Annotated in this window: 18 protein-coding genes and 2 pseudogenes; 12 read left to right on the top strand and 8 right to left on the bottom strand. The window is 50.1% G+C overall.

Annotated features, from left to right (window positions below):
* Window positions 1-69 precede the first annotated feature (69 nt).
* The 3 genes from HRU73_RS06715 to HRU73_RS06705 are packed head-to-tail and all read right to left on the bottom strand — an operon-like array spanning window position 70 to window position 3,043.
* Complete coding sequence (locus tag HRU73_RS06715) at window positions 70-375, bottom strand: DUF2325 domain-containing protein (RefSeq protein ID WP_287398194.1); 306 nt, start codon at window positions 373-375, stop codon at window positions 70-72.
* 57 nt (window positions 376-432) lie between these two features.
* Window positions 433-1,440 carry a sulfate ABC transporter substrate-binding protein gene (locus HRU73_RS06710; RefSeq protein ID WP_287398193.1) on the bottom strand — a complete coding sequence of 336 codons (1,008 nt, stop codon included), beginning with the start codon at window positions 1,438-1,440 and terminating at the stop codon, window positions 433-435.
* Window positions 1,441-1,468: 28 nt separating this feature from the next.
* Window positions 1,469-3,043, bottom strand: coding sequence for an alginate export family protein (locus HRU73_RS06705; protein WP_287398192.1), 1,575 nt, complete (start codon window positions 3,041-3,043; stop codon window positions 1,469-1,471).
* Window positions 3,044-3,301: 258 nt separating this feature from the next.
* On the opposite strand from HRU73_RS06705, the gene HRU73_RS06700 reads away from it, so the two are divergent.
* Both HRU73_RS06700 and HRU73_RS06695 read left to right on the top strand, forming a co-directional pair.
* Window positions 3,302-4,065, top strand: a protein-coding gene (locus HRU73_RS06700) for an IS5 family transposase (RefSeq protein ID WP_276678332.1) whose coding sequence is annotated in 2 segments (ribosomal slippage) — window positions 3,302-3,662 and window positions 3,662-4,065 — 765 coding nt in all. Because the reading frame shifts where the segments join, the coding sequence is not laid out codon by codon here.
* Window positions 4,066-4,152: 87 nt separating this feature from the next.
* Window positions 4,153-4,886 (top strand): annotated as a pseudogene (locus HRU73_RS06695) (IS5 family transposase); the annotation flags it as partial.
* Between the two features lie 161 nt (window positions 4,887-5,047).
* Here HRU73_RS06695 and HRU73_RS06690 read toward each other — a convergent pair.
* Window positions 5,048-6,097: a hypothetical protein gene (locus HRU73_RS06690; protein WP_287398191.1), complete on the bottom strand. Its 1,050-nt coding sequence runs from the start codon at window positions 6,095-6,097 to the stop codon at window positions 5,048-5,050.
* Window positions 6,098-6,241: 144 nt separating this feature from the next.
* Here HRU73_RS06690 and HRU73_RS06685 point away from each other — a divergent pair.
* Both HRU73_RS06685 and rpoH read left to right on the top strand, forming a co-directional pair.
* A pseudogene (locus HRU73_RS06685) lies at window positions 6,242-6,541 on the top strand (IS5/IS1182 family transposase); the annotation flags it as partial.
* 109 nt (window positions 6,542-6,650) lie between these two features.
* Window positions 6,651-7,493 (top strand): RNA polymerase sigma factor RpoH, encoded by an 843-nt coding sequence (rpoH, locus tag HRU73_RS06680; RefSeq protein ID WP_287398190.1) that lies wholly within the window; start codon window positions 6,651-6,653, stop codon window positions 7,491-7,493.
* Window positions 7,494-7,549: 56 nt separating this feature from the next.
* Here the strand turns inward: rpoH and HRU73_RS06675 are convergent, their stop codons facing one another.
* Window positions 7,550-8,260 carry a type 1 glutamine amidotransferase gene (locus tag HRU73_RS06675; protein ID WP_287398189.1) on the bottom strand — a complete coding sequence of 237 codons (711 nt, stop codon included), beginning with the start codon at window positions 8,258-8,260 and terminating at the stop codon, window positions 7,550-7,552.
* Between the two features lie 273 nt (window positions 8,261-8,533).
* Between HRU73_RS06675 and HRU73_RS06670 the strand changes: the two genes are divergently transcribed.
* On the top strand, window positions 8,534-9,925 hold the full coding sequence (locus HRU73_RS06670; RefSeq protein ID WP_287398188.1) for a DUF2868 domain-containing protein: 1,392 nt from the start codon (window positions 8,534-8,536) through the stop codon (window positions 9,923-9,925).
* A 14-nt stretch (window positions 9,926-9,939) separates the two neighbouring features.
* Window positions 9,940-11,361, top strand: a complete 1,422-nt coding sequence (locus tag HRU73_RS06665) for a DUF3482 domain-containing protein (RefSeq protein WP_276679036.1) — start codon at window positions 9,940-9,942, stop codon at window positions 11,359-11,361.
* Between the two features lie 19 nt (window positions 11,362-11,380).
* Here HRU73_RS06665 and HRU73_RS06660 read toward each other — a convergent pair whose 3' ends face one another.
* The gene (locus HRU73_RS06660; protein ID WP_287398187.1) at window positions 11,381-13,366 is read right to left on the bottom strand and encodes an integrase; all 1,986 of its coding nucleotides are present in this window, start codon (window positions 13,364-13,366) and stop codon (window positions 11,381-11,383) included.
* A gap of 253 nt (window positions 13,367-13,619) precedes the next feature.
* Window positions 13,620-16,421 carry a phosphoenolpyruvate carboxylase gene (gene ppc / locus HRU73_RS06655; protein ID WP_287400016.1) on the bottom strand — a complete coding sequence of 934 codons (2,802 nt, stop codon included), beginning with the start codon at window positions 16,419-16,421 and terminating at the stop codon, window positions 13,620-13,622.
* 123 nt (window positions 16,422-16,544) lie between these two features.
* Between ppc and hemC the strand changes: the two genes are divergently transcribed.
* The 4 genes from hemC to HRU73_RS06635 are packed head-to-tail and all read left to right on the top strand — an operon-like array spanning window position 16,545 to window position 20,504.
* Window positions 16,545-17,471 carry a hydroxymethylbilane synthase gene (hemC, locus tag HRU73_RS06650; protein WP_287400041.1) on the top strand — a complete coding sequence of 309 codons (927 nt, stop codon included), beginning with the start codon at window positions 16,545-16,547 and terminating at the stop codon, window positions 17,469-17,471.
* Window positions 17,472-17,474: 3 nt separating this feature from the next.
* Complete coding sequence (locus tag HRU73_RS06645; RefSeq protein WP_287400015.1) at window positions 17,475-18,281, top strand: uroporphyrinogen-III synthase; 807 nt, start codon at window positions 17,475-17,477, stop codon at window positions 18,279-18,281.
* 23 nt (window positions 18,282-18,304) lie between these two features.
* Window positions 18,305-19,312, top strand: coding sequence for a uroporphyrinogen-III C-methyltransferase (locus tag HRU73_RS06640; protein ID WP_287400014.1), 1,008 nt, complete (start codon window positions 18,305-18,307; stop codon window positions 19,310-19,312).
* Between the two features lie 22 nt (window positions 19,313-19,334).
* On the top strand, window positions 19,335-20,504 hold the full coding sequence (locus HRU73_RS06635; RefSeq protein WP_287400012.1) for a heme biosynthesis protein HemY: 1,170 nt from the start codon (window positions 19,335-19,337) through the stop codon (window positions 20,502-20,504).
* A gap of 4 nt (window positions 20,505-20,508) precedes the next feature.
* Here HRU73_RS06635 and HRU73_RS06630 read toward each other — a convergent pair whose 3' ends face one another.
* On the bottom strand, window positions 20,509-21,555 hold the full coding sequence (locus HRU73_RS06630) for a CDP-6-deoxy-delta-3,4-glucoseen reductase (protein WP_011111220.1): 1,047 nt from the start codon (window positions 21,553-21,555) through the stop codon (window positions 20,509-20,511).
* Between the two features lie 29 nt (window positions 21,556-21,584).
* On the opposite strand from HRU73_RS06630, the gene HRU73_RS06625 reads away from it, so the two are divergent.
* Window positions 21,585-22,496, top strand: a complete 912-nt coding sequence (locus tag HRU73_RS06625; RefSeq protein ID WP_287400010.1) for an SDR family oxidoreductase — start codon at window positions 21,585-21,587, stop codon at window positions 22,494-22,496.
* A 53-nt stretch (window positions 22,497-22,549) separates the two neighbouring features.
* A complete protein-coding gene (locus HRU73_RS06620) occupies window positions 22,550-23,770 on the top strand; it encodes a type II secretion system F family protein (protein ID WP_011111222.1) in 1,221 nt (406 codons plus the stop codon).
* The last annotated feature ends 21 nt before the right edge of the window (window positions 23,771-23,791 follow it).

Here is a 23,791-nt window from a genome sequence, read left to right as displayed (position 1 = left end):
AGCGGGTAAATCGTTCATCCATTTCAACGGGATCTGCGCACTTCTTGCTTCACTGGACTTGTTCATTACTTATACAAAGTTGCAACAACTTTCTTCAGCTTTTTTCTCATCGAAAATCGTGTCGATTTCGTACAGGGAGCGGCGGCAGAAAATCATCGGGATACCGATGCGGCTGGCCTGGTCTTTCACTGAATTGGCGAGGTTGTGGCTGACGTAGTCATAGATGATCACGACCAGTTCCGTTCTGCCTGGCAATGCCCGTTTGTTGAACCCTTTTTTACGGCCATTCCAGTGTTCGATACGGGAATAGCCGTGTGCCGTGATTTTCTGTTTGAGAGACGCAATGTAATCTCCACCCACTATCAGTACTGTCATTTCTGGTTCTTTTCGAGTTTGAGGTTATGAGCAATCAATGTGCCGGTACAGAATCGATCATTGATTGACATAGATTTTGTCGAACAGGCCACCATCCTTGAAGTGGATGCTCTGGGCTTGCGGCCAGCCGCCAAATACTTCATTGATCGTAAACAGATTGATTGCCGGGAACTGATGCGCATATTTCTTGGCGATTTCCGGATCGCTCGGCCGATAGAAGTTGCGTGCTGCAATTTCCTGCCCTTTTTTGCCGTACAGGTATTCGAGGTAGGCCTGGGCAATATTACGCACGCCATGTTTGTCAGCGTTCTTGTCGACCACAGCGACAGGGGGTTCGGCAAGAATGCTGATCGAGGGAATAATGATTTCGAATTGCTCTGGGCCATATTCCTTGAGTGCCAGGAATGCTTCGTTTTCCCAGGAAATCAGAACATCTCCTATGCCGCGCTGGATGAAATTGATGGTTGATCCACGTGCCCCTGAATCGAGTATCGAGACATTCTTATAAAGTCGGGTGAGGAACTCCTGTGCTTTTGCTTCATCACCATCGTATTTTTTCAGTGCAAAACCCCACGCTGCCAGATAATTCCAGCGCGCACCACCCGATGTTTTCGGATTGGGGGTGATGACGGCGACACCCGGTTTGATCAGATCATCCCAGTCCCTGATTCCTTTGGGATTGTCTTTGCGTACCAGCAGGACGATCGTCGAGAGATAGGGCGAACTGTTGTTGGATAAGCGTTTCTGCCACTCGGCCGGAATCAGTCCGGATTGTTCGCTGATGGCATCGATGTCGTGAGCAAGGGCAAGTGTCACTACATCTGCAGGCACACCGTCGATGATTGCGCGTGCCTGTTTGCCGGAACCGCCATGAGACTGTTTGACAGTGATTTTTTCTCCGGTTTTTTCCTGCCAGTAGCGGATGAACTCGCGGTTATATTCCTCATACAGCTCGCGTGTCGGATCATAGGAAACGTTGAGAATGGTCCGGTCAGCAAGCGCCTGGCTGGAACTTGCCACAACGAACATCAATAAACCGACTGACAACCATGTATTGAATTTCATTTGATTTCCTTTCATAGATAAGTTGACGTTATTTGAATGCACTGACAGCGACTTCTACATAGAAAAAATCCGTCCCGGCAGTGGTTTCTCCCAGTTCCGCCAGTTGCCGGTTTTTTACGAATCCACCGTTGAACCAGTGCGAATAGCCCAGTGTGGTACTGATATGAGGTGTCAGCTTGTAACGGGCGCGAATATCGGCTGAATGCCCGAGAAAGCTTCCGCTGTTACCGCTGCGATCACGGTTGTTTCCACTACCATTGAGAAGGTTGTTGAAACGATCGGTTTTACTGGCGAGCCAGAAGCTGTTATAGCCCCCATCGATTTGTAAATCCGGGTGTGGCTGGAACTCTACTTTGATTTTTGGTGCCTGGATGTTTTCCATGACGATGTTGTCATCAGCCGACCAGGGGCGTGCAAAACCGAAGAATCTTTCAAAACGGTTGTTTGTGCGATCGTTAGGATCCCGATCACCACTTACATAGCCGTAAAAGGCACTGACGCGGGGCTTCCAGGCAGCCTGCTGGAAGGTATAGCCGAATTCGAGCAGATAGGCATGTGCTGATTTTTTCTGTCCGCCGTCGCGGCCAAACTGATAAATGGCACCGAGATCGAAATCGATTTCAGTGTTGGGCACAACACCGTAGGCTCGTATGGCAGGAGAGTGGATTTCACGTTTGACTCGTGTTCCACCATCGTCATCCTGTATCAACCCCATATAGTAGGGTTGGAAGGTGATTATTTTTGACCATTGACGAAAATGTCCGATTGCGCCATAAAACCACTGGCCTTTGTCGCGCCGGTCAAATTTGTCTATCAGCCTTATGACCGGTTGCACGCCCCATGCATCGAACTCCCAGTCATTCGATTCCTGGCCGAGTGTAACGCGGAAACCTTCAAAATTATTGGTAGTGTTGCGCCATTGATTACTACCCAGTAAGCGCCGATCCAGTGTTTCCCATGCCATGCGACCACCCCGGATTCTGATGGGGCGATGATTGCCAAGATCATCACGCCCCAGCGCATCCTTGAAATAGAGCTCTCCATAGGTCTGGATCAGTTCGAATTCATTCCAGTCGCGGTTATCTTTAGGGAATTTACCGTTATAGCGGCGTGCATCTTCAAATTCGACGACGAAGCGCAGAGGATCCAGGATTTCTTTGATACCCAGATAAGCCCGTGTTCGCAGGAGAACAGGGTCATCCGTGGTGATACGTGAGCGCCGGATATCATTGTGGCGATGTTCATAACGTACGCGGTAATCCAACCCGACATCCAGCCAGTAAAGATTTTTGAAAGCGTCGATCCCCGTTTTGGACAGAGTACGCACATAACGGGGGGGATCGGACTCCGGGTGAGTGCTGTAGCTGCGCGCGCGCTGGTAAAAACTGGAGGGTACGTCACCAGCAATGAATGTTGGTTTGGTCGATTCAGCTTGCTGGTTGGCTGCAGTTTGTATAATCACTTTTTTTGATGCCGCAGATCCGGAATCGACTGCTGTTGTCTGGCCATTCTGGTTGTCTGGAAGCGTTTCTTTTGCATGAACCATGTTTGTCAGCGACGGGAGAGTAATCAGATAAAGCCATATCCATGTACGGTGTTTCATTTATGCCTCTGTTTTATAGTTGTAGGTTTATTGGTTTATGGCTCTCGACGTCGTTCGAGCGAAGCAAAGATAACAACAATCTCTTATTTATAAAAATAATAAATAATGATTTCTTTATCTGAATTTAATATATGAGAGATTGTTTTGATCGTGTAGCAATGTGAATATGCGATGAAAGGGAGGTATTAGAGGCTCCCTAGATAGTGTAGTCATGAGATAAGAAATATGAGATCCTTTTAAGAAATTAAAGGGACTCGCATGACACATTCACATCGCAGGCATGATATTTCAGATAGGATATGGTCGCTACTTGAGGGGCATTTACCAGGCCGAGAAGGGGCATGGGGAGGGGTAGCCACAGATAATCGTCAGTTTATCAATGCTGTTTTCTGGATTATACGGACAGGAGCCCCATGGAGGGATTTACCGCCGGACTACGGGGGTTGGAGCAATACTCATCGCCGTTTCATTCGCTGGCGTGACAAAGGTATCTGGGAAAAATTGCTGGAAATCCTGATTGATGATCCAGATTATGAATGGCTGATAATGGATGCCAGTCACTGTAAAGTTCATCCACACGCCAGTGGAGCCAGAGGAGGTAATCAGGATATGAATCGGACAAAAGGGGGCTCAACACCAAGATACATCTGGCCGTGGATGCGCATGGTATGCCGGTCAGAATCCTTGTTACACAAGGTACCACTGCTGATTGCACGCAGGCTGGCCGCCTGATCGAAGGGATTGATGCAGATCATCTGCTGGCAGATCGTGGCTATGACAGTAATGCCATTGTTGAACAGGCGGAAAAACAGGGAATGGAGGCTGTTATCCCGCCAAAAAAGAATCGAAAAATACAAAGACCTTACGATAAAGAACTGTATAAGCTGAGGCATCTCGTCGAAAATGCTTTTCTTCATCTCAAAAGATGGCGTGGCATCGCTACAAGATACGCCAAAAACACCTCTTCTTTCCTTGCTGCCGTGCAAATTAGATGTATCGCCCTCTGGGCTGATATCTTGTGACTACGCTATATAAGGAAATTCTGAAGAAGGTTCTCAGATTTTGGCAAAATGTCAGGATTTACCCCACTGAGTATTTCAATGAAGTAGATGACCTTTACCAAGTATGCCGTTAAACGCAAACAGACCTGTAAGGAGTTGTTTCTGATCGAAATGGATTAGGTAGTGCCGTGGAGGGGTTCGATTGCTTTGGTTGAGCCGCACTACCCGAAAGGTAAAGGGGGTGTCCAGCATATCTATTGCTGGCGATGTTGCGTGTACACCTGATGCAGAACTGGTTCGGCTACAGCGATCCAGCGATGGGGGACGTTGTACGAGACCCCATCCTGCGCTAGTTTGTCGGGCTTGGTTTGGAGTGGATTTCCGACGAAACCACCATTCTCAATTTTCGTCATCTGCTGGGAAAACATGAACTGGCAGCCGGCATCCTTGGTGTGATCAATGGGATCGTGGTCTGTCACTGCGTCAGAGCACCATCGTCGATGCCACGTTGATCCACGCGCCCAGTTCGACCAAGAACTAGGACGGCAAGCGCGACCCAGAGATGCACCAGACCAAGAAGGGAAACCAGTATTACTTCGGCATGAAGGGCCCACATTGGCGTGGATGAGGAATCTGGCCTAGTGCACAGCATGGTAGGGACGGCGGCCAACGTGGCGGATGTTACTTAGGTCGACCAGTTACTGCATGATCGTCTGTGCTGATGCTCTGGCTACTACACTGGTGTTGAAAAGCATCCCGAGCATGAGGGCCATAAGGTTATTTGGCGGGTGGCGGTACGCCGCCGCACCTACAAGAAACTCGATAAACACAGCGTGATGTACATTTCGTGTTTTGTTGATAAAGATTCGCACCTCTATCAAACCGGGTAATCCTACCTCTTGGCAAGATCTTCTTATCAGATCAAATCTGAACTACTACACATATTAGTGGCTTAACCTATGCAGAAAATGCTGGGTTATTACAATACGTTTACTATTCCATATTACTTAAAACTACATGCTTCTGGAGCAGAGGTGGCAACCTTTGCTTTTTGGACAGATTCTGATAAAAAAACTATCTTTTTTCCTAAATCTTGTAAGCATAATGTACTATCGTTTAACTTTTCAAAAAACAAATTATATTCCTGTATAAGCATATTACATTTGTTTTGTTCAATATAGGGTTCTTTTTCAATATAGTCTTTTGTTTGCAGCCAGTTCTCAATTGGGGCATAAGCTGCTTTAGCAAAATTCTCTTTACAGCTTTCTGTTCGGAAATATGTAATTCCGATCCTGATTAAACCAGTAGCGAGTGCTTCTCCGTACTCACCAGTTTTAATCAAATTTTTAGTACGTTCGTCAAGATATCCAGTAATCGCATCTTGTACACCCATTCCTATCCCGTATTTCTCGCCATTAAGTGATGCTAGAAGCACACCACAACTCACACTAGTGATAGAACTGTGTATTTCTGTTTTTAACAAAGCTAATCCACAAGATTCCGCATCAATTAAATTCTTTATACACAAGTCATTCGCTAATTCTTGGCATTGTAAGTAGTTCCCACAAATAGTTTCTGGAAAAGATGGAATATCCCTTTGCGGAGGTAAATTACAGGTTTGTCCGTTAAAAAGTTCATTGTTATCAAGATTGGCCCGTGCTATACGAATATTAGTAGTGTAATTGTTTTCATTTTGAACACATTTTGCATGTTCTCGCTGAGAATCATTTAGTTGTGTTATTTTTTGGTTGTAATCATAGATCGATGTTATCTTAAAGCCAGTGTTCGGATCATACAAATACTCCCCTTCGTCATTGATAATGGTGTAACAAATGTTTGGTAGAGTATGAATAGGCAGAGAGAAGATTAATTTTTTTTCTTTGGCATCGGCCTGCGCAACAATACGATTATTCTTGTCTATAAGCTTGAAAGTCTTGTTTGTATCCTTACTCAATCCAACTTCCAATCCAGTTGCTGTTTGAACTGCATATTTCGGTTTGATCGCACACCCGGATATAATAATCATTATCAATATTAAGAATACCGTACGCATAAACTTCCTTTTTAGTATTTTTAGCAAAAGTGTTTGTCACGCCAGTTCGAATCTATTTTAAAGCTATCGTTAATGACTATTCAATCCGTATATTTTTTTATAACTTTAAAGTTACAGCAGTTGTCTCATGATGCCATGGTCGGAGTAACAGATCATAAGAGGGCTTTGTAGGCTCTGTGCTGCTGTAAATCCGGACTTAGACGGATGCAAAGCCTTGGTTACGTGGATCACCGTTTACGCAGGGTATGAACGAAATTCTGGGCGAACACGGCACAGATAACCGGACACAGCGAACTCGCACCTTCAGGGTTATGCCTAGTGCTGGATTGTCGAGCGTAGCTTTGCCTGAACCGACGACTGTGGAAGAACTGCGAGCGGTTGCTCAGCGCCAGCCTGCAATTTATTCATCTGGCATTCTTGATCCTGCTACTCAAAAGACTTTGAATAGGTTCTTCGGCACTCTTAAAATTAGCACTCATGAACTAAGAGTGCTAGGATATGTCTATTCGCTTCAAATCACGCAAGTACATTCTGAAAATCAATGGAGAAAATCATGAATGAGATTATGGCTTTACCGGTGATGGCAGGCGGTGATCTGGACAGCTATATTCGTGCGACCAGCAGCTTTCCTGTCTTATCCCGGGAAGAGGAAGCTTCCCTGGCTAAACGTATGCGAGAAGAGGGTGACGTCAATGCAGCGCATCAGCTGGTGCTTTCCCATTTACGCGTGGTGGTTACCATTGCACGCGGTTATCTGGGATATGGGCTGCCGCATGCTGACTTGATACAGGAGGGTAATATCGGCCTGATGAAGGCTGTCAGACGGTTTGACCCTGAACGGGGTGTTCGGCTGATTTCCTTTGCGATTCACTGGATCAGGGCGGAAATTCATGAATTCATCATGCGTAACTGGCGGCTGGTCAAGATCGCCACGACCAAACAGCAGAGAAAGCTTTTTTTCAATCTGCGCAGCATGAAGAAAGGGCTGGATACGATGAGCCAGGCTGAAGTGGCTTCGATGGCAGAACAGTTGGGTGTCAAAGCTGAGGAAGTCGTCGAAATGGAAACACGTTTCAGCGGCCGGGATATTTCACTGGAACCGGTGACGAACAGTGATGAAGATGATTTCAGCCCGATTGCCTGGCTGACGGATGGATCGGATCCCTCCAGGGAGCTGGAAAAAGAGCAGTTGGAGCGACTGACACACGCCCGGCTGAAAAATTCGCTGGACAGTCTGGATGAACGCAGCCGTCGTATCATCGAGGCACGCTGGCTGCGGGAAGACAAGGCTGCCACCTTGCATGAGCTGGCTGATGAGCTGGGCGTTTCTGCTGAGCGTGTGCGTCAGATCGAAGCAAAAGCCATGAAGAAAATGCGAGCCGAGATCGCCATCTGAACCGGTACGAACCATGAACATGCCTTGGGCCGATGGTCGCGTGTTGGTGGCGACCATCAGTTTTTCAATGCCTTAATCCATTTCTTGTACAGGCGATCTGCGATTGATTGCAGTGCAGCAATGCGGTCATCGAGATTCGCCTGAATCTCTTCACTGCTGCTGACAGCGGGACTTTCCCGGCTTTGTACCAGCTCGGTAGCATTTGCCTCACACCATATTTTTACCATCTCGGCGGTCATTTCGATATGACACTGCAGGCCCAGGTGAATCCCCAGGGCAAAGGCCTGATTGGGGCAGTAAGGGCTGGATAGCAGCCTGACTGCGTTTGCCGGTATGCTGAAAGTTTCGCCGTGCCAGTGAAAGGTATCGAATTCCGTGAGATCAGTGCCAAGCCAGTCACGCGCAATGGATGAAGAAGTGACATCTACGCGTCCCCAGCCCAGTTCCTTGACCGGATTGTTTGTTACCACACCTCCCAGAGCGGTTGATAAAAGCTGCCCGCCCAGGCAGTGGCCCAGTACCGGAATATCGGTACTTGTCGCTTGCCTGATGAGTGACAATACCGGGCCGATCCAGGGTAGATCATCATGTACGCTCATCGGCCCGCCCATCAATACCAAGCCGCTGTATTTGTTCATATTTTCCGGCGGAAGCGTTCCTTCATCCAGACAGATCAGTTGCCAGGGGATGTGATGGTGGTTGAGAAATGTGGCAAAATAGCCGGGCCCTTCGATCGGGAAAAACCTGAGAATTGCGACGGGTTTCATTGATGACATCCTTCCTGAAATAAATGAACGGACTTTACTGTCCTCTTGCGGATACTCTGTTTTGTTCGATAGAGCGTGGATTGTACGGTTTTCCAAGTTTTTACGGGGATCAGGTTGTATTACGATATTCCGGAGTGAGATAACCGTTTTCCATTATCGTATTCCGGCCGTTTATGCTGCTTGCCTCATCGGCTGGTGACAGGTTTTCCAGGTCGCCCGGGTTATGACGAGGTGATCTCCATTTTTATTTTTTCTGCTTAGATATCGATAGTGATGGCATTAAAAAACCACGATTTCAATGATCTGGTTCGACTGGAACAATTGCGGCATATTGAAACCGGCCAGCCTCAGGCACTTTCTTACGCCGGTATTGCGAGTATGGAAGCGTACCCTGCTTCCGGTTTCAGTTACGCTGCTTTTCTGGAAAGATTACTGGATCGCGCTCATCATCTGGTTCATGACAATCATCTGGACGAGGTGCTCCAGCAGCCGGAGAAGCTGTTCATACGTGCAAGCAGAATCATTCTGCTGCTGGCGGCGGTTCTCGGAGGGTTGGCCGCGGTCAATGCAGCCAGCGAATCTTCGACGCTGAATATTTACTGGTTGCTGGTCGTGTTGCTTGGGTTCAATTTCCTGTCGATGTTGCTGTGGTGTGCCGGGATTTTGATGAGTGTTCAGGGGTTGAGCTCGGGCATTGCTGCGCAACTGGCCTGCTGGCTGCCTTTTCAGCTCAAGAAAAGAGAGAGTGACTCCACTGGTACGTTTGCTGCACGTGCCTGGTGGGAAACCTGCCTGTCCGGCAGGGTGGGCCGGTGGCGAATCAGCATGTTGACTCATCAGTTCTGGCTGGTTTATCTGCTTGCAGGGATGGGCGTGCTGATTCTGCTGATGCTGGCAAAACAGTACGATTTCGTCTGGGGGACGACATTACTGCCGGAAAACAGCCTGCCAGAGCTGACTCGTCTGTTGGGTGTTCCCATGCAGCATATTGGCCTCGCTGTTCCTGACGGCCAGCAGATCGCAGCCAGCCGGATCGGGGCAGGTGTGCAGGATTCAGTCATCAGAAGCGCCTGGGCGGAATTTCTGGTGGGAGCACTGATCGTATATGGATTGCTGCCCCGGCTGATCCTGATGCTGCTTGCCTTTTTCATGTTGAAGCTGTCCGAGTATCGCTACAAACTGGATTTATACCTGCCTTACTACGTCACCCTGCGGCAGAGTCTGATCGCAAAAGAATTCGTGACCAGTGTGATCGACCGCGATCCCGGAATGGCAAAAGAATCGCTGGAGCCGATTACCCGTGCGAAACACAGTCGTCGTTTTCCCGAAAATGCATTGGTGATCGGTGTCGAACTGGACAGCCATGCCATCTGGCCGGAAGGACTGGTTTGCCAGGAAAATGTGGCGGATCAGAAAACATTTGCCCGGGTCTCGGAAATGCTCAAAAAATCCAAAGGAGCGTTAGTCATTGGCGTGGCGGCACATCGGTTGCCTGATCGTGGAGTGCAGCGGATGGTAAGAGAGCTTGCAACACTGGTATCCGGTCAGATCTGGTTGATATTGTTGCAAAGCAGCCCTGCAATTCCGGTGGCGGAATCACGCAGACAGGCCTGGTACCGGCTGGCACAAACCTGTGCGATTCCAGCCGAACATATCCTTTCCTGATGATGCATACTGATATGAAATCTGTCGGAACAGTCTCGATGCAGGAAGCACCACTGCTGGAGATTGCTGTCGTTGGCCATACCAATACCGGAAAAACCTCGCTGATTCGTACTTTGCTGCGCAGTACCAGCTTTGGCCGAGTGGATGATGCAGCGGGGACGACCCGTCATGTCGAACGGGCTACTATTTTTGCCGGAAGTGAAGCGGTGCTCAATTTGCACGATACACCCGGAATCGAAGATGTCTATGCACTGCAGGACAAACTCCATCTGATTGCGACCAGAAACAAGCGCAGCACGCAAAGTGAACTGCTGGAAAAATTTGTTGCTGCGACGCCTCTCAACGATCCGCTGGAACAGGAAGCCAAGGTTATCCGGCAGGTGTTGCGTAGTGATGTGCTGTTATATGTGATCGACGTGCGTGAGCCGGTGCTGGAAAAATATCTCATCGAAATCGAGATACTCGGCAAGGCAATGAAGCCGATGATCCCGATATTCAACTTTACTGCGGCGCATCGGGCCGAGCTCGATCTGTGGAGAAAAAAGCTGGCAGCGTTCAACATATACGCCTCGCTTGAACTGGATACCGTGGCATTTGCCTTTGAAGCGGAAAAGCGTCTGTACCAGAAAATACAAAGCCTGCTGGAAGTGCACTATACCCGCCTGCAACGTCTGATCGACCACCGTGCCAGAGTCTGGAATCAGCTTTGCATGTCTGCCGCCAGGCGGATTGCCGGCTTGATCATTACTACGGCGTGTTACCGGGAGCATACGGGTGATGAACGCAGTTCGGCTGGTGATACTTCATCTGCAGCGATCAGATTGCAGGATTTCATCCGTCAGGCAGAGCAGCACTGTCTGGTTGATTTGCTGAAGATGTTCAATTTCACGGATAAGGATATCGAACTGCAAAAGATCCCGGTACAGAATGGCTACTGGCAGCTTGATCTGTTTGCACCCGGTGTACTGAAAGCCTATGGTCTGGATATCGGCAGTGCGGCACTCAAGGGGGCTGCTGCTGGAGCAGGAATCGATCTGATGACAGGAGGATTGAGTCTTGGGGCTGCCAGCATGCTGGGCGCACTTGCCGGAACCGGCTGGTCTACATTCAGACGTTACGGCAAGGAAATTCAGGCGAAAATCCGGGGTACCCGGTGGTTATGTGTAGATGACAGCACCTTGCAGTTGCTGTATCTGCGCCAGCGCCAACTGCTGGACAAACTGATGAACCGGGGGCACGCTGCCTGTCATACCGATCAGGTAAGTCAGCAGCCGGAGCGTGGTGAGCTGCCGGACGGCTGGCAGCAGATCATCGATATGCTCAGGCAGAACCCAGCCTGGGGCAGATCACCAGGACTGCATACGGACGATACCCGGCAGTACAGCTCGATCGAAAAAAGACTGGTCGATGCGTTGTTGAAAAATCCAGCGTTATAGAATTACGTTATGAGGCCTGTCACACATCCTGCTTGTAATCGATCGGGTAGAACAGATTGACTGATTCGACCGGGTATCTGGTACCTGCAGGAGCATAAGTGCCGTAACCGGACAGTTCTGTCGGTGAGATATAACCCGTGACCGATTCGAGATCACCGAGGCGAATGCCTTGCCTTACCAGATAGAGAATATAAGTCTGGCGCAATATTTTAGCCGAAATCTGGTTATCTGCTGACAGATCGGCATCGATCTGCAGGCAGATCAGTAAGGCTTCCAGCTCTTCCTGACTCAAACGATTCCCGGCAGGATCCATCAGACAGTGGCCGTATTTACCGTAGAGCGCGGCCAGGACAGGATGCAGAGGAATCGTTCTGGCCGGCACGCTTCTGACCGTGAGTGAATTGTGTTCAAGATCGATGTCATCCTGCTGCAAATGGGTGATTTCATCCGGCGTCAAACCACTCATCAGCAAGAGCAGCAGCTGTTTTTCCCGGATGTTCGCTGTCTGAAACAGGGTGGCGATCTGCTGTGGCGTGAGCCCGTTCATACTGGTATGTTCGAGTGCCTGAGCAGGTTGCCGAGGCAGATTGACTGATGTCGACGGCAGGACATCGAAGGCACTGTGGGACAAATTATCCTGATTGTGAAGATGGATACCGGACAGATGGATTGCCAGTTTTTCCTGCTCCTTGTGCATCAGGAATTCAAGGATCCAGATCGCAGTCAGGCCCAGCAACAAAGACGCCAGTGTCGCGATCATGGCATTCCACAGGTAATCCGGTCCGATCGGGTGATGGGGCAGGAAAGCACGTTCAATGACATCGACGTAGGGGTATTTTCCGGTATGTTGCGTCTCGATCTGAGCCAGTCTTGCCTGAGTATCGCGGTAGAGCTGCTCCAGTTCTTCCAGATCGGATTTCAATGCATCATGTTCGGTGAAGCGGGCTGTGAATTCAGCTGCTTTTTTTCTGTGCTGGTCGAGTTGTTCCTGGATTGAACGGGTAGCCTGCCGGGCAGCAGCATATTCCTGCTCGGCATCACTGACGACTACGGTCTGACCTTTCCGACGGATGTGCTGAATTTCATCTTCGAGTGCTCGCAGTTTGTCCGGAATCACTTTGAGATCAGGGGATAAAGCCATGTATTCACGGGTGTATTGCCGATCCAGTTCTTCCAGTTGTTCTCGTAACTCCTGTGCACGTCTCTCGAGCGCACTCAGTGTGCGTGTATCTTCATTGGGTACGACGATCTGTCCCCTTTCGATCGATTTCCTGATGGTGTTGAGACGTGCTTTGGCCTTGACTTCTTCTTCGCTGGCTTTATTCAGCGAATCAGTCAGTCCTTTGAGACGTGCCAGTGCTTCATTGTCCTGCCGTTCGGTCGAGACGATTTCGTTATGCTGTCGGAATTGCTCGAGCTCGAGCCTCTTTTGTTGAATCTTTTCGGTCAGCGCAACCAGTTCCTCCTGCATCATTTCTACCGTCGAGCCTTTGGATCGGGCAATTTCTGCTGATCGTGCATCCAGATAAACGTCGATCCAGGTATTGATGAGGCGTGGCAGTAACCCGGGTTCATTCCCTTCAGCCACCATTTCGACCAGATTGGTGTCGTCTACCGGCCGGACATCCAGCATGTCGCGAATGGCAGCGGGTGTCAGATTGATTCCCGCTTCAGCATCGTCGCCTTTCCGCAGACGGTCTGCCGTTTCGGTCAGCAGTTCCGAACCGAGGAGAACCTGTTTCTGAATGGCAACATGCTGGATGTCGGCTTCCCTGCTTGCCTGATCGATGGCTGTTTTGGCAACGGTCAGCAGGGTGGCATAGCTCTGATAAGTTGCCGGTTGTAAAAAAACGAAACCGAGCGAAAGTAACAGGCAGGATAAAAAAACAGAGGTGAAAATGACCAGTCGGGTTGGTTTGAGTCGGGTGAGGTGATCGAGAAGAGAGCGGGTCGTTTTTTCTTCGATGGGTGTGGTGTTTTCCAATCGAGGACTCTCTTGTTTCATTATTCCTCCCGGTAGTGACAACAGTCAGGTTCAGGAAAAAGCCGGTTGAAGGAGTAACGCTTCAATCCATGGTTTCCGGTCTGTTTCCTGATTCGATTAAATACGATGCCAGCATGAATGCAAACCAGGCAATTCACAGTTTAATTAATGCCGGTAACCGGCCAGTAATCCTATACTTAAATATTATCCGCTGTTATCGTGAGTTGCAGTTATTTTAACCACAGAAATTCAGGCAGGTGGTTTCCGGGAAATATTAACCGCTGTTCCTGAGCCCGGTAGCGACTCCATTGATAGTCAGATGAATTGCACGACGAACGGTATCGTCATCATCTCCCGAGCGATAGCGGCGGAGCAGTTCTATTTGCAAGTGGTTCAGCGGGTCGATATAGGGTGTCCGGATACGGATGCTGCGCGCCAGAGTCGGGTTATCCTGCAGAAGTTCAGAATAGCCGGTAATGGCAAACAGCCATTTCATACAAAGCTCCCATTCAGTGCGGATGCTGGTGAAAACGCTTTGTCGTAATTCGGGATCAGTTACCAGTTCGGCGTAGCGCGAGGCGATACCCAGATCGCTCTTTGACAGCACCATGTCCATGTTGGACAGCAGGGTTTGCAAAAAAGGCCAGGTGCGATACATCTCCTGCAGTTGTTTCAATGCTTCCTGCTCATTCCCGGCTTGCTGCACGAAATTTTCCACGGCTGTACCAAACCCGTACCAGCCAGGAATCATCGTGCGATTCAGGCTCCAGCTGAATACCCACGGAATCGCCCGCAGATCTTCGATTTTGTCAGAAGGTTTGCGCGAAGTCGGCCGACTGCCGATATGCAGACCGGCAATTTCACGGATCGGGGTGGATTCCAGGAAAAACTGCTTGAATCCCGGTGTTTTATAGACCAGATCGCGATAGGCAGCACACGCACTGGAAGACAGTTCCTCCATGATCTGGTGATAATGGGGTGCGTGATAATGGACGGCATCACGATCCAGTAGTGTGGATTCGATGGTGGCGGCAACCAGGGTTTCGAGATTACGCCGTCCGATTTCAGGGTCTGTATATTTACTGGCGATGACTTCACCCTGCTCGGTCAGCCGGATCTGGCCACTGACACTGCCTGGTGGCTGAGCCAGTATTCCCTGATAGCTGGGACCACCGCCACGTCCTACCGTACCGCCGCGGCCGTGGAACAGACGCAGCCTTACTCCGTGGCGATCGAATACCCGAGTCAGCTCGATTTCGGCTTTATAGATTTCCCAGTTTGAAGTAACGAATCCACCGTCTTTGTTGCTGTCAGAATAACCCAGCATGACTTCTTGCAGATTGTCTCGTGAAAGCAGTAACTTGCGGTAATCCGGAAGAGAAAACAATTCATCCATGACGCTGGCGCAGCCGCGCAGATCATCGATCGTTTCGAATAGCGGGATGATGTTTACGGTCGAGCGCGGGTCATCACCAAATTGCAATAATCCGGCTTCTTTCAGCAGCAATGCCACTTCCAGGATATGTACAACGCCGGTTGCCATCGAGATGATGTAGTTGGGCAGTGCGGCGTGGCCAAAACGGCGCTGGATTTCAGCAGCCATTTTCAGGATGCGCAATTCGCCCTGGGTAACGTCGGAGAAATCTGAAAAAGAGGTGACCAGTGAACGTGGATGCCTGAGTTCGGCCAACAGCCATTCAACACGTTCAGAGCGAGACATCTCGAGGTAATTCCGGTCGTCACGGGTGTTTTTCTCATACAGTTCAGAGATGACCTGTTCATGAATCTTGCTGTGCTGGCGCATATCCAGCGGTGCCAGGTGGAAACCGAATACATCTGCCGCCCGTCGCAGATCACGTAAAGCCCCCTGGGCCAGTCTGTCTGACCGGTGTTGTCTCAATGAACGGATGACGATATCGAGATCATGTACGAATTCAGCACTGTCGGCGTAAGGTTCGGCATTGTTTTCCTGGCAACATCCACGAACGGACGATCCCAGATGTCTGCTGGTTGCGATCAGACGGGCATGGATGCCGAGAAATACACGCCGGTAGGGCTCATCGATTCTGCTGGCCGGCAGGCCGGGTGCGGTGGAAGCCAGTCCTTCCAGATCACTGCTGACCTTGATCAGACGCTCGGACAGACTCATGGTCTGGCCGATTCTTTCCACTTCGCTGATGTAGAAATCAAGTATCAGTGCCGAGTGTCGCTCAGCGGCATGCAGCATGATCTGGTGGGTAACGAAAGGGTTGCCGTCCCGGTCTCCACCTATCCAGCTGCCGATCCGCAGAAATGAGGCAATGCGCGGCGCTGCCTTGTCCATGTGGCGTTCCAGGATATCCTCGAGCTTGGCGTAGATATAGGGAATTTGCCGGAGAAAAGTGTAGTGGTAATAGATCAGGCCATTCTCGATTTCATCCTGTACCGTCAGCCTGACGGAACGCAGCACCCGGGTCTGCCATAATGTCTGGATGGCGGAACGCAGATCTTCCTCGTTGTGGCGCATTTCATTGGGTGTGAGCTGGGTACGATCCCGTTCTTTGAGCAGGCGCTGAATCTTCAGCTGATAATCCAGGATGCTGCGTCGCTGCACTTCAGTCGGATGAGCTGTCAGTACCGGGGAGATCAATGCGCTGGCAAAAAAATTCTGCAGTTGCCCGGCATCGATACCTTTTTTCACTACGCGTTGCAGAGCCAGCGTGACACTGCCATCCTGGGGTGGGGAGCCTGCACGCAAATGGGCACGACGACGGCGGTTGTGGTGCAAATCTTCAGCGATATTTGACAGCAGTGAGAAATAACTGAATGCTCGTACGACAGCGATGGTTTCCTTGTGGCTGAGATGGTTGAGGATGGTATCGAGCTCGTGTTCGGCCGCTTCATCCTGATCTCGCCGGAAGCGTACGGATGTCTGGCGAATGGTTTCGACCAGGTTGAACATCGTTTCACCTTCCAGCTCTCGTATGGTGTCCCCCAGCATACGTCCCAGCAAACGAATATCTTCCCGCAACGGATAATCTTTTTCGTTGGGCGTGTTTTTCTCGGGAATAATGTTTGCTCGGGTATTCAGACTCATTATTGCATGTCTCCTGTAATCATGGATTTGGGGGCCGGGATGAAGGCGCAGTCATCCGTCATCATCCGTACCGGGGGTGGCCATGCTAGAATGGCTGCATTGCCGCAAATTCGGATTTCTGCTATGTCCAGTCCTAAAAAAATTGTTATTGCATCACGCGAGAGCCAGCTCGCTTTGTGGCAGGCGAATTTCATCCGGGGCCGTCTGCTCGAATTATACCCGCAAACTGATATCACCATACTTGGCATGACGACCAAAGGAGATCAGATTCTGGATGTTTCCCTGTCGAAAATTGGTGGCAAGGGACTTTTTATCAAGGAGCTCGAGCTGGCGCTGGAAGATGGTCGTGCGGATATCGCCGTGCATTCCATGAAAGATGTGCCGATGATTGTTCCATCCGGATTCACACTGGCAGCTATTACGGAACGGGAAGATCCGCGTGATGCGTTTGTTTCAAATGATTTTTCCAGCTTGGAAGAATTGCCTGCCGGAAGTGTGGTGGGTACCTCCAGCCTGCGGCGTGAATCCCAGTTGCATGCACGTTTTCCTCATCTGCAGGTGCGGCCGTTGCGTGGCAATGTCCAGACGCGGCTGAGAAAACTGGATGAGGGAGAATACAGTGCGATCATTCTGGCTGCAGCCGGATTGAAGCGTCTGGAACTGGGGTATCGCATCAGTATGCTGCTGCCACCCGAACTGAGCCTTCCTGCGGTTGGACAGGGTGCGCTGGGTATCGAATGCCGTGACAATGATCCTGATATGGTGGAGTGGATGAAGCCATTGCACCACGCTGCAACAGCTTGCTGTGTGGAGGCGGAACGTGCCATGAGCCGTATGCTGGGGGGCAGCTGTCAAGTGCCTCTGGGTGGCTTTGCCGAGATTTTCGAAGATGTATTGACCCTGCGCGGTTTTGTGGCGACTCCTGACGGATCGAGAATGATTGCGGATAAATTATGCGGTAAACCGGAATCGGGTGAGCAGGTGGGTCAGCAACTGGCACAAAACCTGAAAGCTCATGGTGCGGAGGAAATTCTTGCTGCACTGGCGTGAAAAGTGACTGGGACCGGGGTTGAAACCGGGGTGGATTTGTCCTCCAATCGGCTGGCCGGTAAAAGTATCCTGATTACACGTCCTCTGCATCAGGCAGGTGGTTTGGCAACATGGGTCAGAGAACTGGGCGGAGAGCCCTGGTTGTTTCCCGTGCTGGAAATTTCCGACAGTGAAAACAAAGAACTCTTGCTTGATCTGATTGCAAGACTCGATGAGTTCGATTTAGCCGTATTCGTCAGTCCGAATGCCGTGGAGAAAGTCATCCCACTGGTTCAGGTCAGCCACAGCTGGCCTCGGCATGTACTGGTAGCAACTGTGGGTAAAGGGAGTGCCAGGGTACTTGAACGCTACGGCATCACCAATGTGATTGTTCCTGAAGAGGGTTCTGACAGCGAGGCATTGCTGCGCATGCCTCAGTTTCAGGTCATGCAGGGCAGGCACGTAGTGATTTTTCGCGGTAATGACGGACGGAGATTGCTGGGAGATACATTGCGTGAGCGCGGAGCCAGTGTTGAATACATTGAATGCTACCGTCGTCACAAACCGGAAGCTGATCCGCTGCCGTTGCTGAAACATTGGCGTGATGGCGGGATTCAGGCAGTGATCATAAGCAGTAGTGAAGGTCTGGATAATTTATTTGACATGATCGGTGAAACCGGCCAACAATTGCTCAAAGCCACGCCGGTGTTCACTGCACATGAGCGGATAGAGCGCAAAGCCCGGGAGCTGGGTATCAGAAAAATATATCGCACTCTTCTCGGAGATGAAGGAACAGTACAAGGCTTGCTGGAGTATTTCGAAAAAATGTAGTTTCGCTAAGAACATTCGATCATATGAATAAGCACACGCAGACCTCGACTTCCGGATCAGCCCGTCGCCTGGCTCTTTTCATACTGATCATCCTGCTGCTTGCCGTGGCTGTCATGCTGTGGAACTGGGCAGGCAAGCAGGGATACATCGCTGCAATGGAGTACTCCCTGACGAAATATCTGGCAGATGCAGATGTTTTCAGCAATCGTTCCCGCAAGATGCTTGACGAGCTTGAAGCGAAGAAAGCAGAAGTGGAACAGCAGTTAAATCTTCTTGAAGAAAATTTGCAGGCTGATCCTGCATCCTCCCCGGCAGTTGTTGAACTGCCTGCTGACGAAGGTAATGGTACCCGGTCCGATATCTGGATTCTGGGTGCGGTTGAACGCCTTGTCGTCTCGATTGATCGTCAATTACGATTGACAGGTGATGTGCGTTCCGCACTTGTCTCGTTGAAACACGCGTACGAATTACTGCAATCGAGTGATGTCCTCGGTGTTTCAAAACTGGCTGTAATACTGGCTGGAGAAATTGAACGACTGGAAACACAACCCGTTGTGGATGTCTCTGAAATTTCCCGGAATATTGACAAACTTGCAGCACGGATCGAAACGCTTCCGCTGGCAATGGAAGCCCATCTGATCAACGTCGATTTATCTGAAAAATACGATGATATGCCTGAACCAGAATGGTGGCAGCGTTATCTGCGTGAAATCGGTGAGGATCTCAGTCGACTGGTCAAAATTGAAAAGACAGATCAGGGAATACCCCTGTTGTCACCTTCTCAAGCTCACCTTCTGAAAGAAAACATCGAGTTGCAATTGATACTGGCTCGTCTCGCCTTGCTGACCCGGGACGAGGAGAGTTTTGGTTCCGCTGTCAAATCGGCATCAGACTGGATACAGCGGTATTTTGATATCGAGGCTCAGTCAGTCAGAGATGTACTGAAAGAGTTGGAGAGGCTGGCTGGCATCGATATCGGATCACGGTTGCCGGATACCGGAAAACTTCTGCAAGCCGTGCGTTACAACTAACTTACCATGAAAGGGGAGAAGGATGAAGCTGGTATTGTGGGTGTTGGCGCTGATCGCGGCAGCGGCCGCCATTGTATTGACTGCATATTACAATACGGGTTCGGTACTGTTTACGGTGCCGCCTTATAAAGTCGAGCTTGCGTTTAATACATTCGTTCTGACCTTACTGTTTGCTTTTATCCTGTTTTATGCATTGCTGAGGGCGCTGTCCGGTTTGTCCGGTCTGCGCAGCAGGAAAGTCGAACAGCTGACACGATCCGGACTGAAGGCATTCTTTGAAACCCGCTATGACAGAGCTGTAGCGTTTGCAGAAAAAGCTGCCAGACTGGCTGACAGACAAACGATCAAGGTTTTGAACGCCGTTGTGGCAGCCCGGTCAGCCCATCAGCAGAGAAACTATGCGCTGCGTGACCGTTTGCTGGCTGTTGCCAGAGAGCAGGCGCCAGCGGGGCGGGCACTTGCATTGATCGCCGAAGCAGAGTTGCTGCTGGATGAGGGGCGCCATGGCGATGCGCTGGCCGCGTTGCAATCGCTTTACTCGACCGGTGGCTTGCAAAGTACAGCAGTGCTGTTACTGGAGTTGAAAGCGCGTCAGATGGCTGGAAACTGGGATGCTGTACTGGAATTGACGAAGGTGCTGGTGAATCGACCTGCTGTTGACAGAACTCTCATAGATGAGCTGCGATTCCGCGCTCATCTGGAAAATATCAGAAAGAATGCGAAAGATATTGCCTCGTTGAGAAAGTATTGGGGGAGTTTGTCGTATCGGGAAAAGCTCGATGGCAGACTTGCGGTAGCCGCTGCCCGTGCCCTGATTTCCCTGGGGGATAATGCCACAGCCCAGAAAATTATCGAGAACGGCCTGGATGCTCAGCCATATCCGGAACTCGTGACGTTATATGCCGACTGTAAGAGTGGGGTGGTCAGCTGGCAGATACAGCGTGCCGAAAGCTGGCTTGCAAAATATCCGAACAATGCCGGTTTGCTGCTGACACTGGGAAGACTTTGCACTTATGGAGAGTTGTGGGGTAAGGCACAGAGTTACCTTGAAGCCAGTTTGTCAATCGAGCCGGGATACCCGGTGCACCTCGCGCTGGCGCAGTTATTCGAGAAACTGGGCAAGCAGGAGGCAGCGAGCGAACACTATCGCAAAGGGCTTGATTTTGCACTGAAACGGATCGGTACAGCCTGATTTCTCAGGCTGTTGCCGGTTTGGAAGGAACGAATGCGTCGGAGAAGAAATTTTCGCTCTGCAAATTGCGCTGATGAGTGAAATCATCAAAAGCAGCTTTTACCATGGCGGGTGCGCCACAGGCGTAAACCTGACAATCAGACAACGTGTTCATATCATTTATGACAGCTTGATGTACCAGGCCGGTTCTTCCCTGCCAGTCATCAGTTATGAGTGGCTCGGATAGCACCGGGATATAACTGAAGTTTTCATTCTCAGCTGCCCATTTTTCTGCCAGATTACTCAAGTAGAGACCATCTCTGGTTCGTGCACCCCAGTACAACCTGATTGTGTTGTGGGTGAAACGGGTATTTTCTGTTTGAAAAATATGTTCCAGCATGCTTTTTACCGGTGCGAAGCCGGTGCCGCCAGCAAGAAGGATAATGGGAGTGTCTTTCTTGGGCGCATCGTGCAGAAAGAACGATCCCAAAGGGCCTTCAAACCGGAGAATATCTTTTTCCTTCATGTGAGAAAAAACGTATTCTGAAAATACCCCACCTGCATAATTGCGGGTATGTAACTGCAGAAATTCATCATTAGCGGGGGCATTGGCCAGAGAGAAGCTGCGGCGCTGACCATCTTTCATCAGGATGTCGATATACTGGCCTGGCAGAAACTGCAACCGTTCATTTGCGGGCAGTTTCAGGTAAATAATCATGACATCGGATGCGACATGCTCCAGTTTGTGTACCCGACAGGGCATGGTGCGAATCTTGATGTCTTTGATTGCTTCGATTTCCTGGCATTCTATTTCCAGATCAGAGAGAGGCCGGGCGCAGCAGAAGAGTGCCAGTTGCTGGTTCTTTTCCTGTTCCGTCAGCGCTTCTTCGCTATGAACGCCGTAATCGACGATCCCTTGTATAATTTTTCCCTTGCATGTGCCGCAAGAACCATTACGGCAGCCATAGGGTAAGGATAATCCATGGTGCAGTGCTGCTTCAAGAATGGTCTCGGTCGATTCAGTGGTGATGATACGACCGCTTGGCCTGAAGGTAATACGGTAAGACGCCATCGGGGAGATATGATTTATAAATATGAGTTATGAAAAATAAGCTGTTGATCGTAGGATGTGGTGATGTTGCTTCAAGAGCGGCTGATCTGCTCGAAAAACACTACCAACTGTTTGGTTTATGTCGCAGAGCCGAAAATTCCGGCCATCTGCGTGCACTGGGTATCAGGCCGATAACGGGCGATCTTGATCAACCGGCAAGCCTCAACAAAATAGCCGGACTTGCTGCGCACACGATATTGCATCTTGCTCCGCCCCCGGGTCACGGCGAACGTGATATGCGCACCTTACACCTGCTGTCGGCGCTTTCCAGACATTCATCAAAAACACAGACGGGAATACTACCACAACGGTTGATCTATATCAGTACCAGCGGGGTGTACGGGGATTGCAGCGGTAGCCGGGTCAGTGAAAGTCACCCGACCAACCCGAAAAATGCACGTGCATTCAGGCGGCTGGATGCGGAACGTCAGGTCAGAAGCTGGGGGATCCGTAATCGGGTACAGGTATCCATTCTGCGTGTGCCGGGAATCTATGCGCACAACCGACTTCCGATCGAGCGTTTACAGCAGAGGACACCTGTACTGTTGTCGACCGAGGACAGTTATACCAACCATATCCATGCTGACGATCTGGCTCGCATTATCGTGGCAGTGCTGCGTTCTGGCAGGCCGGGCAGAATTTATCATGCAAGCGATGATTCCTGTTTGAAAATGGGAGAATATTTCGATCTGGTGGCAGATCATTTTGCTTTGTCCCGCCCGGAAAGAATTACCCGTCAGGAAGCGCGGAAAGTGATTTCCCCGGGCCTCCTGTCCTTTATGCTCGAATCAAGACGTTTGACCAATGACCGCATCAAACGGGAATTACGGGTTCGGTTACGTTATCCGACCGTTTCTGACTGTCTGGCAGAAATGAGAAAAATACCGGTTAAATCATCCTGAAATTTTTGCCGTAATAACCATGATCCGAGTCAGAAAACCAAAAGGGAACGGGTATGGCGACAGTTGCTGCATCAGAAAAGAAAATCAAGGAGTTCAATTTTCTGTGGGAAGGAAAGGATAAGGCTGGCAAGGCAGTCAAAGGTGAGATGCGTGCTGCCGGTACTGTTGTGGTGACTTCCACACTGCGCCGCCAGGGTATCAGGGTGACGAAAATCACCAAAGCCAGAGCTGGTGGAAAAATAACGGATAAGGACATAACGCTGTTTACACGCCAGCTTGCGACGATGATGAAATCAGGAGTGCCTTTGCTGCAAGCATTTGATATCGTGGGTAAGGGACACAGCAACCGTGCCGTGGGAAAACTGCTGATGGACATCAAGTCCGATGTGGAAACAGGTAACAGTCTGGCCAATGCCTTCAGAAAACATCCGCTTTATTTCGATTCCCTGTTCTGTAATCTGGTGGCCGCCGGAGAGGCCGCCGGTATTCTGGACAGCTTGCTGGACAGGCTGGCTACCTATAAGGAAAAGATTCAGGCCATCAAGGGAAAAATCAAATCGGCTCTGTTTTACCCCATTTCGATAATCGTGGTTGCATTCGTCATTACCGCAGTGATCATGATATTCGTGATTCCAGCCTTCAAAGAGCTTTTCCAGGGATTTGGTGCCGATCTGCCTGCCCCCACTCTGATGGTGATGGCGATTTCTGATTTCTTCGTGGATTACTGGTGGGCAATTTTTGGGTGCGTCGGTGGCGGGCTGTACGCATTCTTCTATACATGGAAGCGCTCTACGGTGATGCAGCATGTGATGGATCGACTAGCGCTGAGGTTGCCGATATTTGGAGAAGTAATTCGTAAAGCCACTATCGCCCGCTGGTCTCGCACGCTTTCAACTATGTTTGCTGCGGGTGTCCCTCTGGTCGAAGCGCTCAATTCCGTGGCCGGTGCGGCCGGAAATCAGGTGTATTTCGAAGCTACCAGGAATATACAGAATGAAGTCAGCACGGGCAGCAGTCTGGTAGATGCCATGACAGCCACCAATGTGTTTCCTTCCATGGTGTTGCAGATGGTTTCCATCGGTGAGGAATCAGGCTCGCTCGATGCCATGCTCAGCAAAATTGCAGATTTTTTCGAGGCAGAAGTGGATGATGCGGTGGAAGCACTCTCCAGTCTGATGGAGCCGATCATCATGGTTGTGCTGGGGACGCTCATTGGTGGAATGGTTGTTGCCATGTACCTGCCCATCTTTAAAATGGGTCAGGTCGTTGGCTGATAAACTTTTCTCATTTCTGAA

It is taken from the genome of Nitrosomonas sp. H1_AOB3 (assembly GCF_015709435.1).
Classification (GTDB): domain Bacteria; phylum Pseudomonadota; class Gammaproteobacteria; order Burkholderiales; family Nitrosomonadaceae; genus Nitrosomonas; species Nitrosomonas europaea.
This window is presented reverse-complemented; position numbering and strand designations above follow the sequence as displayed.